Source organism: Paenirhodobacter sp. (assembly GCF_047600745.1).
Classification (GTDB): Bacteria; Pseudomonadota; Alphaproteobacteria; order Rhodobacterales; family Rhodobacteraceae; genus Rhodobacter.
This window is the reverse complement of the sequence record NZ_JASGKI010000004.1, coordinates 1,545,637-1,557,971: the sequence shown is the minus strand read 5'-3', so window position 1 is coordinate 1,557,971 and position 12,335 is coordinate 1,545,637. Positions and strand designations below refer to the sequence as shown.

The window sequence follows — 12,335 nt, the reverse complement described above, 5'->3', positions numbered from 1 at the left end:
TCAACGCATCGACCAAATGGAGGATACATGTCGAGAGTTGCACTTGTTACCGGGGGCACGCGCGGAATTGGCGCCGCGATTTCCATGGCGCTGAAAGAGGCCGGCTATACCGTCGCCGCCGTCTATGCGGGCAATGACGAAGCCGCCCGGGAGTTTTCCCATGTCACCGGAATCCACACCTACAAATGGTCGGTCGCCGATTACGATGAATGCGAGGAGGGCATTCGGCGGGTCGAGGGGGAGCTCGGACCGATCGACGTTCTGGTGAACAACGCCGGGATCACCCGCGACGCGCCGTTCCACAAGATGTCGCGCACGCAGTGGAAAGAGGTGATCGACACCAACCTTTCCGGCGTGTTCAACATGACCCATCCGGTCTGGCCCGGAATGCGCGAGCGTAAGTTCGGCCGGATCATCAACATTTCGTCGATCAACGGGCAGAAGGGGCAGTTCGGCCAGGTGAACTACTCGGCGGCGAAGGCGGGTGATCTTGGTTTCACCAAGGCGCTGGCTCAGGAGGGCGCGCGGTTCGGCGTCACCGTCAACGCGATCTGCCCGGGCTATATCGCGACGGAAATGGTGATGGCGGTGCCGGAGAAAGTCCGCGAATCCATCATCGCGACGATTCCGGTCGGACGTCTGGGCGAGGCGGAGGAAATCGCGCGCTGCGTCCTGTTCCTCGCCTCGGATCAGGCCGGGTTCATCACCGGCTCAACGTTGTCGGCGAATGGCGGGCAGTATCTCGCCTGACCTCTTGTCAAAGATACGGGAGGCCCGCATGGTGCGGGCCTCTTGGCTTTGGAGGGTTCATGTCGCGCGGTCAGGCAACGGCGATCGGATTTTCGGCGGTCGCGCTCTGGGCGCTGCTGGCCCTGTTCACGGTCGGATCGGCCCCGGTGCCGCCCTTGCAACTCAACGCGATCTGCTTCGCCATCGGCGGCACGATCGGCTTGATCTGGGTCGGCGCGACGGAGGGCTTCAGCATCCTGCGGCGGATCCCGGCGCGGGTCTATGCCTTCGGCACGCTGGCGCTGTTCGGCTATCATTTCCTCTATTTCACCGCACTGCGTCTGGCCCCTCCGGCGGAGGCCAGCCTGATCGCCTATCTCTGGCCGCTGCTGATCGTGGTATTTTCCGGGCTGCTGCCGGGTGAACGGCTGAAGCCGCTGCATGTGCTGGGTGCGGTGATCGCCTTTGCCGGGGCGGCGCTGATCGTGATGCGCGGCGGGATCTCCGCCCGGCCCGAGGCGCTTCCGGGCTATGGCCTTGCCTTTCTCTGCGCCTTGCTCTGGTCCGGATATTCCTTGATGTCCAGACGGTTGGGCGACGTGCCCACGGCTGCGGTCGCGATCTATTGCCTTGCGACCGCCGTGTTGTCGTCGTTGGCGCATCTGGCGCTAGAGCCGACGCATTGGCCTGAAACCCCGATGGGATGGGCCTCCGTCATAGCGCTTGGGCTGGGGCCGGTGGGGTTGGCCTTCTACACCTGGGACATCGGGGTGAAGCGGGGCGACATTCAGCTTCTGGGCACAGCGTCCTATGCGGCGCCGCTGCTCTCGACACTTGTTCTGGTCATCGCGGGGGTCGCAGCCGCCAGTCCGATATTGTTGCTGGCAGCTGCACTGATCGCGGCGGGCGCCTTTCTTGCCGCCCTGGCCGGTAGATCGAAATAGGGGGCTTCCGGCGGGATCTGCCGGGATTAGCTACCTCAGGCCGGGGCCTGCTCAAGCCGGGTGATCTCTTCCTTGATCCGGAGCTTCTGCTTCTTCATCGAGGCGAGCGTCAGATCGTCGTAACCCGGGGTGCGGCGCGCCTTGTCGACCTCCTCCGACAGGGCCTGATGTTTCCTGCGCAGTTCGGTGATGTGCGAAGTCAGTGACATTGCAGTCTCCTCAGCTGTTTCGGTTTCATCAGTGCAGCATGTTTTCTGAGTCGTGTCACGAGAATGTCGTGCTCATTTGGGAACAGTTTTAGAATTGCGCGCAATCTTGCGAAACCTTCAGGAAGAAATGGGCAACGCTTCGCCGCGACGCAGAATGGATTGCGCCATTTCCGTCAAATCTTCGGCATCCCGGGTGTGGATTCTTTGCTGATGCAGCAACAATGGTGCAAGCAAACGGAACGGCCCGCGCCCGCCTTTGCGCGCCAGAACGATCACCCGCCCCGCCGGGCGCCCGGCACGCGCCGCGACCGGCAGCACGGTGACCGAGCCGCCGGGGATCGCGGCCAGCAGCGCGGGCAGACGGTCGGCGTTCTGGATCATCGTCAGCCAACCCTTCGGATGTAGCCGCCGCATCCCGGCCCGCACCCAATCGGCCAGCGGCGTGGCCTCGCGCTGTGCGGTTTCGCGGCCCGGATCGGCAGCGGCGGTGCCGCTTCCGGCATCGAAATAGGGCGGATTCGCGATCACATGGTCGAACGACCGCGCGCGCAGATCGGCGGGCATCCGCGACAGATCGCCCGCGATCACCTCCAGCCCGATCCCGTTCGCCGCGGCATTGTCGCGCGCCAGCGCCGCATAGGCCGGTTGCAGTTCCAGCCCGGTCAGCCGCAGATCCGCCACCCGCCAGCCCAGGCACAGGCTCGCCACACCCGCGCCGCAGCCCAGTTCCAGCACCGATTGCCCGGGCCGCGCCGGGCAGGCGGCGGCCAGCAGCACCGGGTCCATCGCCGCGCGGTATCCGTGCCGGGGCTGCGCCACGATCAGCCGCCCGTCGAGAAACCTGTCCCGCGTCAGATCCTCGGGCGCGAACATCAGTCGGACCCGATCCCGTTGTCGTGCAGCACGGCGCGCGCCATGAACAGGTCGCGCTCCGCCACCATCACGCGGCGCGGCAGAATCCCGAGGCTGCCTTCAAGCACGCTCATGTGGACGTCGAGCTGAAAGGCCGTTATACCCTCGCCCTCAAGAAGGGCCGTCGCCAAAGCGATCTTCACCGGGTCAGTGCTGCGCAGAAGCTCTTTCATAACCCTCACTTAGGGGCTGCGCCGCGGCCTGTCGAGAGGAGGGAGATCGGAAGGAAGAATGATGAGCCTCGACGAAAAGACGACGAAGCCGCATGATCGCCTCGCGCAGGCGCTGGCCGCCGATATGGATGCGGTCAATGCGCTGATCCGGGAACGCATGTCCTCCGAACATGCGCCGCGCATTCCGGAGGTGACGGCGCATCTGATCGACGCGGGGGGCAAGCGGCTGCGACCGATGCTGACGCTGGCCTCGGCGCGGCTGTGCGGCTATCCCGGCCCCTATCACGTCCATCTGGCGGCGACGGTGGAGTTCATCCATACCGCGACGCTGCTGCATGACGATGTGGTGGACGAAAGCACGCGGCGGCGCGGGCGGCCGACGGCCAACCTGTTGTGGGACAACAAATCTTCGGTTCTGGTGGGGGACTATCTTTTCGCCCGCAGCTTCCAGTTGATGACCGAAGCCGACAATATGCGGGTGCTGAACATCCTGGCGAATGCGTCGGCGGTGATCGCCGAGGGCGAGGTGCTGCAACTGACGGCGGCGCAGGATCTGCGCACCACCGAGGCGGTCTATCTTCAGGTGATCCGGGGCAAGACGGCGGCGCTGTTTTCGGCGGCGACGGAGGTCGGCGCGGTGCTGGCCGGGGTTTCCGAAGAGCAGATCCGCGCGCTGCACGATTACGGTGATGCGCTCGGGATCGCGTTCCAGATGGCGGATGACCTGCTGGATTATGGTGGCTCGGCGGTGGCGATCGGCAAGAATACCGGCGACGATTTCCGTGAACGCAAGCTGACACTGCCGGTGATCAAGGCGGTGGCGAAGGCGGATGCCGAGGAACACGCCTTCTGGATCCGGGTGATCGAGAAGGGCGACCAGAGGGACGGCGACCTCGACCATGCGCTTAATCTGATGCGGCGCCACGGCGCACTGGAGGCGACCCGGGCCGAGGCGCTTGGCTGGTCCGAACGCGCGCGCCATGCGCTGCGGCTGCTGCCCGACGATCCGCTGCGCGGGATGCTGTCGGATCTGGCGGATTACGTCGTCGAACGGGTGCGCTGAGCCGTCGCGGCGGCGCTCTGGTCCCCCAGCACGCCGCAGGCAGACCACCAGGACGGATGCGCGACCCGGATCCGGGTCAGCGCGGCCTCGGCCTCCGCCTCGGTCGCGTAAAGTGCGAAGCAGGTCGCGCCGGAACCCGACATTCGCGCCAGCCGGCACCCCGGCGTGGCGCGCAGCGTGGCAAGCACCGTATAGATCACCGGCGCGATCGCCATCGCCGGCGGTTCCAGATCATTGCGCTGCAAGCTCAGCCAGTCGATGAAATCCACGGTCCCGGCAGGCGGGATCTCCGGCAGGGACGGATTCTCCCGGCAGGTCAGTGCACGGAACACCGCAGGCGTCGCGACCTCGACCCGGGGGTTGACCAGAACGGCGGGCAGCGGGGGCAGGGCGACCGGTTCCAGATCCGCGCCGATGCCGCGCGCGCGCGCCGGGCGGGGCACAAGGCACATCGGCACATCGGCGCCCAGCCCCTCGGTCCCCTTGGGCAGGGCAAAACCCATCGCCGCCAGCCCGCGCAGCGCCGCCGCCGCATCCGACGATCCGCCCCCGATCCCCGAGGCGGCAGGCAGATTCTTTTGCAACACGATCCGCGCCGCCCCACCGGCCAGCGCCGCCGCCCGCAGCACCAGATTGCCGGGACCATCGGGCACGCCCGCGGCCTCCGGCCCGGTCACGGTCAGCGATGCCGCCCCGGGTTCCAGCCAAAGCCGGTCGCCGAAGGGGGCAAAGGCCACCAGCGAATCCAGCAGGTGATAGCCATCCGCGCGCCGCCCGGTCACATGCAGCGCCAGGTTGACCTTCGCGGGGGCGAAAACCTCAATCCGCGGCATGGAGCGGCTCCGCGCCCTCGTCCTTCAGCACCTGATCCAGCCCGACCTCCAGCTTGCGCCGCACCCGGTCCATGTCCAGATCCTCGCCGGGGCCGAAGTTCAGCGCGCGGTGCCATTGGAATTCCGCCTCGCGCTTGCGCCCCACGGCCCAATAGACATCGCCCAGATGGTCGTTCAGCAGCGGCTCGCCCGGGTCCAGCTCGACCGCCTTTTCCATCTGCGCCACCGCCTCCGGGTAGCGGCCCAGCCGGAACAGCGCCCAGCCGAGGCTGTCGACGATAGCGCCATCCTCCGGCCGCGCGGCGACGGCGCGTTCGATCATCGACAGCGCCTCGTCCAGGTTCTCCTTCCGCTCGACATAGGAATAACCGAGGTAATTCAGCACCGAAGGCTGATCCGGGCTGAGCTTCAGCGCCTCGCGGAAATCGGCCTCGGCCTTCGGCCACTGGTCGGAGCGGGATTCGGCGATGCCGCGCGCGAAATAGATGAACCAGTCGCCGGGGCCGGGCGTGCCGATCAGCGCGACGGCCTTGTCATAGGCTTCGGCGGAGTCCTTCCAGCGCTCCTGCCGCCGCAGGCTGTCGCCAAGTGCGACCCAGACCGCCCGAAGCTCCGGATGGCTGCGGGTCAGCTTTTGCAACACATCGACCGCTTCGTCTGTGCGGCCCGCCGCCACCATCGCCTCGGACATGCCAAGCTGCGTCGCCGGATAGACCGGGCTGTCGGGAGCGATGCCCGCGAAGGTCTTGATCGCCAGGTCGTATTGCCCCTGACCTTCCATCACCGAGCCCACCAGCAGCGCCGCATCCCCCAGATCGGGCCGCAGCCAGAGCGCCAGCTGCGCATGGACCAGCCCGACCGCCGAAGGCGACTCCGCGCTCAGCACCTGCGACACGGCGTAATAGATCTCGGCCACACCATCGGTCGCCGAACGGATCACGGTGAAGGGCACCGCCTCGCCCTTTTCCAGCCGCGCGCGCAGCGCAGCCATTTCCGGATCCAGATCGGCGCCGAAGGTGTCTTGCAACAGTTTCAGCGCGTCCTTGTCGCGTTCCAGTTGCGACAGCACTTGCAGATGCGCCAGCAGCCCGCGCCGGGTGCCCTGAACCACCTGCGCCTGCTTGCCGGAAAAGATCTTGTCCGCGCCTTCGTAATCGCCGACCATCGCCAGCGCGAGGCCGCGGTGATAGGCCGCGAACCCCTCCAGCCCGCGCAGTTTCGCGACCTTTTCAAAGGCTTTCTCGGCCTCCGCCATCTGGCCTTCGCCGACCTTGGCCCAGCCGCGATACAGCCCGCCGACCAGCTGCCCAGCATCGCCGCCCTGATCCAGAAGCGCCAGCCCCTTGGCGAAATCCTTCGCCCGGGCATCCTGCGCCAGGGCGACCAGAACGGCGATCTGGCTCGGCTTCGGCTCTTCCAGCATGGCATTGGCCAGCGCCGCCGCCCGGTCGTAATCCGCCGTGGCGATATGGGTGATCAGCGCGCCTTCCTGCACGTCGCGGTTCTTCGGATCGACGACCAGCAGGCGGTCGTAATATTCCATCCCCGCGGCGTAATCATTGACGAGCGTCGCCGCGCGCGCCGCCAGATAGGGGCCCGCCATATCCGCAGCCCGGACGGGGGGCGCCGCCAGAAGGGCAGCGACAAGGGCAAGGCGCAGCAGCGGGGGGGTGGCGGGCACGGGGACGTCCTTTCCGAAATTCGCCCCGACCCTAGCCAAGCCCGCAGGCCAAGGCAATGCGGGGCGCCGGAAACACGCCGATGTGACAGCGCCCTCCGCATCCGGAGGGCGCCGGGGCCTTACATATTCGGGTAGTTCGGGCCGTCGCCGCCCTGCGGCGTGGTCCAGGTGATGTTCTGCGAGGGATCCTTGATGTCGCAGGTCTTGCAATGGACGCAGTTCTGGAAGTTGATCTGGAACCGCGGGCCATCCTCGCCCTCCAGCACCTCGTAGACGCCGGCGGGGCAGTAGCGTTGCGCCGGTTCGGCGAATTCCGGCAGGTTGACCCGCACCGGGACCGTCGGATCCGTCAGCTTCAGGTGGCAGGGCTGCGATTCCTCGTGGTTGGTGAAGGAGAACGCCACATTGGTCAGCCGGTCGAAGCTGATCTTGCCATCCGGCTTCGGATAGTCGATCGGCTTGTAATCCTTGGCCTTTCCGGTCGCGAGCGCATCGTTCTTGCCGTGGCTCAGCGTGCCGAAGAACGAGAACCCGAACAGGTCGTTCGTCCACATGTCGAGCCCGCCCAGCACGGTCGAGGCCACCAGCCCCCATTTCGACCACATCGGCTTGACGTTGCGCACCTTCTTCAGGTCTTGCCCGACGGGGCCGTTGCGCAGCTCGGTTTCATAGGCGGTCAGCTCGTCGCCCTCGCGCCCGGCCTTGATCGCCTCGGCGGCGGCTTCGGCGGCGGCGATGCCCGACAGCATGGCGTTGTGGTTGCCCTTGATCCGCGGCACGTTGACCAGACCGGCCGAACAGCCCAGCAGGACGCCGCCCGGGAAGGTGACCTTCGGGATCGACTGGAAGCCGCCCTCGGTGATCGCGCGGGCGCCATAGGCGACGCGCTTGCCGCCCTCCAGAAGCTCCTTCACCAGCGGGTGCTGCTTGAAGCGCTGGAACTCCATATAGGGATAAAGATGCGGGTTCTTGTAATTCAGGTGCACCACGAAGCCGATGAACACCTGATTGTTTTCCGCGTGATACAGGAACGACCCGCCGCCCGCATTGCCGCCCAGCGGCCAGCCCATGGTGTGCGTCACCGTGCCCAGCTTGTGCTTGGCCGGGTCGATGTCCCAGATTTCCTTCATGCCGATGCCGAATTTCTGCGGCTCATGGCCCTTCGACAGGTCGTATTTCGCGATCGCGACCTTCGACAGCGACCCGCGCGCGCCTTCCGCCAGAAAGACATATTTGCCGCGCAGCACCATCCCCGGCTCGTAGCCCGGCCCGGGGGTGCCGTCCGACTCCTTGCCGAATTCGCCCGCGACGACGCCGACCACCCGCTCGCCCTCGAACACCAGTTCCGAACACGACATGCCCGGAAAGATCTCGACGCCCATGCCCTCGGCCTGCTCGGCCAGCCAGCGGCAGACATTGCCCATCGAGACGATGTATTTGCCATGGTTCGACATGAACCGCGGCATCGGCCAGTTCGGGATCTTCATATGCCCCGCCGGGCCCAGGACGAAGAAGTGGTCCTCCTTCACCTCGGTGGTGATCGGCGCGCCCTGTTCGCGCCAGTCGGGGATCAGCCGGTCCAGCCCGCAAGGGTCCAGCACCGCCCCCGACAGGATATGCGCCCCGATCTCGGAGCCCTTTTCCAGCACGACGACGTTCAGCTCGGGGTCGATCTGCTTGAGCCGGATCGCCGCGGAGAGCCCGGCCGGACCACCGCCAACGATCACGACATCATATTCCATGGACTCGCGTTCGATCTCGCTCATCTGCTTGGCCCCCTCGGCTTGGCATCGCTTGCTGGCCCGTTGCTAGCTTACGCCGGGCATCGAGGCAATTGTGACGCTGCGATTGCACGCAACTTTCGTTCGTCTTCCCATGCGCAATGGTCATATGCCGTGCGGCTGCATCCGGGCCGCGTCCCGGCAAAATCTGATCGCGCCTCTTGAACTCGGGGGCGGGAGGACAGATTTACACTCGGTGATCAATTGCAGGCAGCCGGGCAAAGTCCAATGGAAAAGATACCGATGACGCGCGCCGGGTACGATGTGCTCGACGAGGAACTGAAGATCCTGAAGACGGTGGAACGTCCCGCGGTCATCAAGGCGATCGCCGAGGCGCGCGAGCATGGCGACCTGTCCGAAAACGCGGAATATCATGCCGCGCGCGAGAAGCAGAGCTTCGTCGAGGGCCGGATCAAGGAACTCGAAGCGATCCTCGGTCTGGCCGAGGTCATCGACCCGGCGCGGCTCTCGGGCTCGATCAAGTTCGGCGCGACGGTGACGATCTTCGACGAGGACAGCGAAGAGGAGCGCACCTATCAGATCGTCGGCGAGGCCGAGGCGGATCTGGAACGCGGCCTGCTGAACATCCGCTCGCCCATCGCGCGCGCCCTGATCGGCAAGGACGAAGGCGATAACGTCGAGGTCCGCACCCCGGGCGGCGTGCGCAGCTACGAGGTCGTTTCGGTCCGCTTCGTCTGAGGGAGGCGGCAATGCAGGCAGGGGGGTTCAGGCGGCAGATGCCGCAGATCGGTCCGGCGGAGCAGATCGCCCTGGGGGTCAGCGCGATCTGGCTGCTGCTGGTTCTGGCGTTCTGGCTGTTCCTGCCGGGGGGGGAGGGCGGCGCGGCTTCCGTGCTGCTGACCATCGTCGGCGTGGTCCTGCCGCTCGGGCTGATCTGGTTCGCGGCGCTGTCGGCGCGCAATGCCCGCGCCCTGCGGCAGGAGGCGCAGGAACTGCGCGCGATGCTGGACTCCATGCGCGCGGCGATGGACAACCGTCCGGAGCCGAAGCCCGCCGATATGCCGGTCGCCACCTTCACCTCGCATCGCGCCGCGCCGGAGCCTGCGGCCAGCCGCAAGGTCGCGCTGGCGCCAAAGCCTGCCCCTGCGGAGGAACAGCCCGGCCTCGCCCTTGGCACGCCCACCGAGGCGGAGCCGGTTTCCGTGAGCGATTTCATCCGCGCGATGAACTTCCCTGACAATGCCGAGGACAAGGAGGGCTTCCGTGCGCTGCGCCGCGCGCTGGAGGAGCGGAGCGTGGCCAAGCTGATCCGTGCCTCGCAGGATGTGCTGACCCTGCTGGCGCAGGACGGCATCTATATGGACGACCTGACTCCGGAACACACGCGCCCCGAACTCTGGCGCCGGTTCGCGCAGGGCGAGCGGGGCCGCGAGGTCGCGAGCGTGGGCGGTGTGCGCGACCGGTCGTCGCTGGCGCTGACGGCGGGGCGGCTGCGCGCCGATACGATCTTCCGCGACGCGGTGCATCACTTCCTGCGGCAGTTCGACCGGACCTTCACGGAGTTCGAGCGCAATGCCTCGGATCAGGAGGTCGTGGACCTGGCCGATACCCGTACCGCGCGCGCCTTCATGCTGCTGGGCCGGGCGGCGGGGATCTTCGGCTAAAGCGGCAGCGTCATCGTGTGGCAGGTGCCGAAGCCGTAGATCGCCCGGGTCAGGACGCTGCGGCGCGTTCCGCTCGGCCGGAAGCCGAGCCAGTCGTAGAGCTTGCGCGCGGGGGTGTTGCCCTCGATCACGTCGAGATGCACCGCCCGATAGTGCCTGTCGCGCGCGGCCAGGATCAGCGCATTGGTCAGCGCCGCCCCCACGCCCCTGCCGCGGGCGTCCGGCACCACGGCGAGACCGTCGATCACGATCTCGTCCGGCGGCAGATCCTGCGCCAGAATGGCCAGCGCATGGCTGCGCCACCACGCCCCGAACCGGCCATAGACCGCGCGCAGATCCGCATGGGTGCCGCCGACGAAGGCGCCCTGCGCCGTGCGGCAGCCGATCACGCCCAGCACACGGCCCCCCGCATCAATGGCGACGAAGGCGTGATCGGCCAGCATCACCCGGTCGATGAAGGCCAGCGCCTTCGGTTCCGGCCCCATCACCCGCCCGAGCTTGCCGCCGAAGGCCAGCCAATACAGCCGTGCCGCCTCCCTGCGGTGCGCGGGGGCAATGCCCGGCTGAATGGTGACGTCTTGCAGCACGATGACCGCCTGTGGTTCCTGGGTTGCCGCTTCGATTGCGCCCGATACAATCGGCATCTTGGCGCGCCGGTATCTGCCCGATAAGACTGACGCAACGCAATCCGTCGAGCAAGAAATGTCCGTTACCTTAACACTTCGTGCCGCTTACAGGCGCGGATTTCTGGCTGGCCTGCCATTTCTCCTGGTCATCATCCCCTTCGGCGCGCTGTTCGGCGTGGCGGGGGCGGAGGCCGGGATGCGCCTGACCGAGGTGATGGGCTTTTCGATCCTCGTCATCGCGGGGGCGTCGCAATTCACCGCGGTGCAGCTGATGAACGACCATGCGCCGGTGGTCGTGGTGATCGCGACGTCGCTGGCGGTGAACCTGCGGATGGCGATGTATTCCGCCGCGCTGGCGCCGCATCTGGGGATCAGCACGCGCTGGCAGAAGGTGCTGATCGCCTATTTCACCACCGACCAGACCTTTGCGATCTCGGCGCAGGAATATGAGCGGATGCCGCGCTGGACCCTGGCCGAGAAACTCGCCTGTTTCGCCGGGGCCTGCACGCCCACCTGCCTGCCCTGGTCCGTCGCGACGCTGGCGGGCGCGCTCTTGGGCAAGGCGATCCCGGCGGGGATGGCGCTCGATTTCGCGGTGCCGGTGACCTTTCTGGCGATGATCGCGCCGATGCTGCGGTCGCTGCCGCATCTGGTCGCGGCGGTGGTGTCGGTTCTGGCGGCGCTGGTACTCTCCTTCCTGCCCGCCGGGACGGGGGTGCTGATCGCGGCGGTGCTGGCGATGATCGCCGGGGCGCGGACGGAAATCTGGCTGGCGCGGAGGGCGCAATGACGACCGCGGAGTTCTACGGCGCGCCGGTGATCTGGCTGATCATCGTGGTGCTGGGCATCGGCACCTTCGCGCTGCGCTATTCGTTCCTGGGGCTGGTGGGGAAGCGGCGGCTGCCGGAATGGACGATGCGCTATCTGCGCTATACGGCGGTCGCAGTGCTGCCGGGGCTGGTCGCGCCGCTGGTGCTCTGGCCACAGGCGACGGGCGGGCATCCGGATCCCGCGCGCCTGCTTGCCGCGACGGCGACGGTGCTGGGCGGGCTGGCCAGCCGCAACACGCTCGTCGCCATCCTGAGCGGTTTCGTCACGCTTTACCTCGCGCTCTGGCTGCTCTGACTACTTCCGGTTGAAGGGGGTTTCGCCGTGGCGAACCTTCTCGATCTCCACCATTATCACCCCGGAATTGTCGTCGGGGTCGTTGTCCTCGTGCAGCTTGCTGACCACGCCCGGCAGCTTGCCGAAGGCTTCGGAGAGCTTGATCGGCGAGAAGGTGTGCGGGATCAACTCGAACCCCGGCACGTCGCGCAGCACCCCCGACGTATCCCGGGCGCAGAACATCTTGTTCACCGCGCCGTTGCGCTCCACCCGGCGGATCAGCGCCTCGGCCTGCGCCGGGGTGACCGGCACGCGCTGCTCCAGCACGTTCCAGGTCTCGCGGGCATGATAGTCGATATAGAACTTGTACATCCGCTCGGTGATGCCATAGTCGACATCGTTGCGCTCCGGAACCCAGGGGTGGTTCCAGGTGCCCGCGGGGTCAAAGATCACCCGCTGCGATCCGTCGATCATCAGCGCCGAATGCCCGCCCGCGCCGGTGCTTTTGCCGATCACCGTGAACAGTGTCACCGAAGGCGGATTGCCGGTGTGGACGGCGGCCTTGCGCACCACGTCATCGGGCGCCCAGACGGATTGCGCCCCGCAGGCGGCCAGGAACAACGGCAGGATCAGGCACAGGATCAGTCGGCGCACG

Annotated in this window: 15 protein-coding genes; 7 read left to right on the top strand and 8 right to left on the bottom strand. The window is 66.8% G+C overall.

Annotation, left to right across the window (positions count from 1 at the left end):
* Positions 1-27: 27 nt before the first annotated feature.
* Together QM789_RS16285 and QM789_RS16280 are read left to right on the top strand one after the other, a co-directional pair.
* Positions 28-750: a beta-ketoacyl-ACP reductase gene (locus QM789_RS16285; RefSeq protein ID WP_420352892.1), complete on the top strand. Its 723-nt coding sequence runs from the start codon at positions 28-30 to the stop codon at positions 748-750.
* Positions 751-809: 59 nt separating this feature from the next.
* Positions 810-1,673 (top strand): DMT family transporter, encoded by an 864-nt coding sequence (locus QM789_RS16280; RefSeq protein ID WP_420352891.1) that lies wholly within the window; start codon positions 810-812, stop codon positions 1,671-1,673.
* Between the two features lie 35 nt (positions 1,674-1,708).
* On the opposite strand, the gene QM789_RS16275 is transcribed toward QM789_RS16280, so the two are convergent.
* The 3 genes from QM789_RS16275 to QM789_RS16265 form a co-directional block, all read right to left on the bottom strand.
* Positions 1,709-1,882, bottom strand: a complete 174-nt coding sequence (locus QM789_RS16275; RefSeq protein WP_420352890.1) for a YdcH family protein — start codon at positions 1,880-1,882, stop codon at positions 1,709-1,711.
* 117 nt (positions 1,883-1,999) lie between these two features.
* Complete coding sequence (locus tag QM789_RS16270) at positions 2,000-2,755, bottom strand: tRNA1(Val) (adenine(37)-N6)-methyltransferase (RefSeq protein WP_420352889.1); 756 nt, start codon at positions 2,753-2,755, stop codon at positions 2,000-2,002.
* Positions 2,755-2,967 (bottom strand): DUF2007 domain-containing protein, encoded by a 213-nt coding sequence (locus QM789_RS16265; RefSeq protein ID WP_420352888.1) that lies wholly within the window; start codon positions 2,965-2,967, stop codon positions 2,755-2,757. The genes QM789_RS16270 and QM789_RS16265 overlap by 1 nt, the downstream gene beginning before the upstream one ends.
* 61 nt (positions 2,968-3,028) lie before the next feature.
* Between QM789_RS16265 and QM789_RS16260 the strand changes: the two genes are divergently transcribed.
* Entirely contained in the window at positions 3,029-4,030 is a 1,002-nt protein-coding gene (locus tag QM789_RS16260) for a polyprenyl synthetase family protein (RefSeq protein WP_420352887.1), read from the top strand.
* Here the strand turns inward: QM789_RS16260 and QM789_RS16255 are convergent.
* From QM789_RS16255 to QM789_RS16245, 3 genes are all read right to left on the bottom strand, one after another.
* Complete coding sequence (locus QM789_RS16255) at positions 4,006-4,863, bottom strand: 4-(cytidine 5'-diphospho)-2-C-methyl-D-erythritol kinase (protein ID WP_420352886.1); 858 nt, start codon at positions 4,861-4,863, stop codon at positions 4,006-4,008. The genes QM789_RS16260 and QM789_RS16255 overlap by 25 nt on opposite strands.
* Positions 4,850-6,544: a tetratricopeptide repeat protein gene (locus QM789_RS16250; protein ID WP_420352885.1), complete on the bottom strand. Its 1,695-nt coding sequence runs from the start codon at positions 6,542-6,544 to the stop codon at positions 4,850-4,852. The genes QM789_RS16255 and QM789_RS16250 overlap by 14 nt, the downstream gene beginning before the upstream one ends.
* Positions 6,545-6,663: 119 nt before the next feature.
* A complete protein-coding gene (locus QM789_RS16245) occupies positions 6,664-8,310 on the bottom strand; it encodes a 4Fe-4S dicluster domain-containing protein (RefSeq protein ID WP_420352884.1) in 1,647 nt (548 codons plus the stop codon).
* 243 nt (positions 8,311-8,553) lie between these two features.
* Between QM789_RS16245 and greA the strand changes: the two genes are divergently transcribed.
* On the top strand, positions 8,554-9,024 hold the full coding sequence (gene greA, locus QM789_RS16240) for a transcription elongation factor GreA (protein ID WP_420352883.1): 471 nt from the start codon (positions 8,554-8,556) through the stop codon (positions 9,022-9,024).
* Positions 9,025-9,035: 11 nt separating this feature from the next.
* Positions 9,036-9,950, top strand: coding sequence for a hypothetical protein (locus QM789_RS16235; protein WP_420352882.1), 915 nt, complete (start codon positions 9,036-9,038; stop codon positions 9,948-9,950).
* On the opposite strand, the gene QM789_RS16230 is transcribed toward QM789_RS16235, so the two are convergent.
* On the bottom strand, positions 9,947-10,537 hold the full coding sequence (locus QM789_RS16230; protein WP_420352881.1) for a GNAT family N-acetyltransferase: 591 nt from the start codon (positions 10,535-10,537) through the stop codon (positions 9,947-9,949). The genes QM789_RS16235 and QM789_RS16230 overlap by 4 nt on opposite strands.
* Before the next feature lie 115 nt (positions 10,538-10,652).
* Here QM789_RS16230 and QM789_RS16225 point away from each other — a divergent pair, with 115 nt between their 5' ends.
* Both QM789_RS16225 and QM789_RS16220 read left to right on the top strand, forming a co-directional pair.
* Entirely contained in the window at positions 10,653-11,366 is a 714-nt protein-coding gene (locus QM789_RS16225) for an AzlC family ABC transporter permease (protein WP_420352880.1), read from the top strand.
* Positions 11,363-11,701 (top strand): AzlD domain-containing protein, encoded by a 339-nt coding sequence (locus QM789_RS16220; protein WP_420352879.1) that lies wholly within the window; start codon positions 11,363-11,365, stop codon positions 11,699-11,701. The genes QM789_RS16225 and QM789_RS16220 overlap by 4 nt, the downstream gene beginning before the upstream one ends.
* On the opposite strand, the gene QM789_RS16215 is transcribed toward QM789_RS16220, so the two are convergent.
* Complete coding sequence (locus QM789_RS16215) at positions 11,702-12,334, bottom strand: hypothetical protein (RefSeq protein ID WP_420352878.1); 633 nt, start codon at positions 12,332-12,334, stop codon at positions 11,702-11,704. It lies immediately after the preceding gene.
* Position 12,335 lies beyond the last annotated feature (1 nt).

What these genes read in the sequence shown, in the direction of transcription:
- greA (WP_420352883.1), top strand. Translation starts at nt 8,554, where the DNA reads ATGGAAAAGATACCGATGACGCGCGCCGGGTACGATGTGCTCGACGAG.
- QM789_RS16285 (WP_420352892.1), top strand. Translation starts at nt 28, where the DNA reads ATGTCGAGAGTTGCACTTGTTACCGGGGGCACGCGCGGAATTGGCGCC.
- QM789_RS16245 (WP_420352884.1), bottom strand. Translation starts at nt 8,310, where the DNA reads ATGAGCGAGATCGAACGCGAGTCCATGGAATATGATGTCGTGATCGTT.
- QM789_RS16235 (WP_420352882.1), top strand. Translation starts at nt 9,036, where the DNA reads ATGCAGGCAGGGGGGTTCAGGCGGCAGATGCCGCAGATCGGTCCGGCG.
- QM789_RS16270 (WP_420352889.1), bottom strand. Translation starts at nt 2,755, where the DNA reads ATGTTCGCGCCCGAGGATCTGACGCGGGACAGGTTTCTCGACGGGCGG.
- QM789_RS16255 (WP_420352886.1), bottom strand. Translation starts at nt 4,863, where the DNA reads ATGCCGCGGATTGAGGTTTTCGCCCCCGCGAAGGTCAACCTGGCGCTG.
- QM789_RS16220 (WP_420352879.1), top strand. Translation starts at nt 11,363, where the DNA reads ATGACGACCGCGGAGTTCTACGGCGCGCCGGTGATCTGGCTGATCATC.
- QM789_RS16265 (WP_420352888.1), bottom strand. Translation starts at nt 2,967, where the DNA reads ATGAAAGAGCTTCTGCGCAGCACTGACCCGGTGAAGATCGCTTTGGCG.
- QM789_RS16280 (WP_420352891.1), top strand. Translation starts at nt 810, where the DNA reads ATGTCGCGCGGTCAGGCAACGGCGATCGGATTTTCGGCGGTCGCGCTC.
- QM789_RS16260 (WP_420352887.1), top strand. Translation starts at nt 3,029, where the DNA reads ATGAGCCTCGACGAAAAGACGACGAAGCCGCATGATCGCCTCGCGCAG.
- QM789_RS16275 (WP_420352890.1), bottom strand. Translation starts at nt 1,882, where the DNA reads ATGTCACTGACTTCGCACATCACCGAACTGCGCAGGAAACATCAGGCC.
- QM789_RS16225 (WP_420352880.1), top strand. Translation starts at nt 10,653, where the DNA reads ATGTCCGTTACCTTAACACTTCGTGCCGCTTACAGGCGCGGATTTCTG.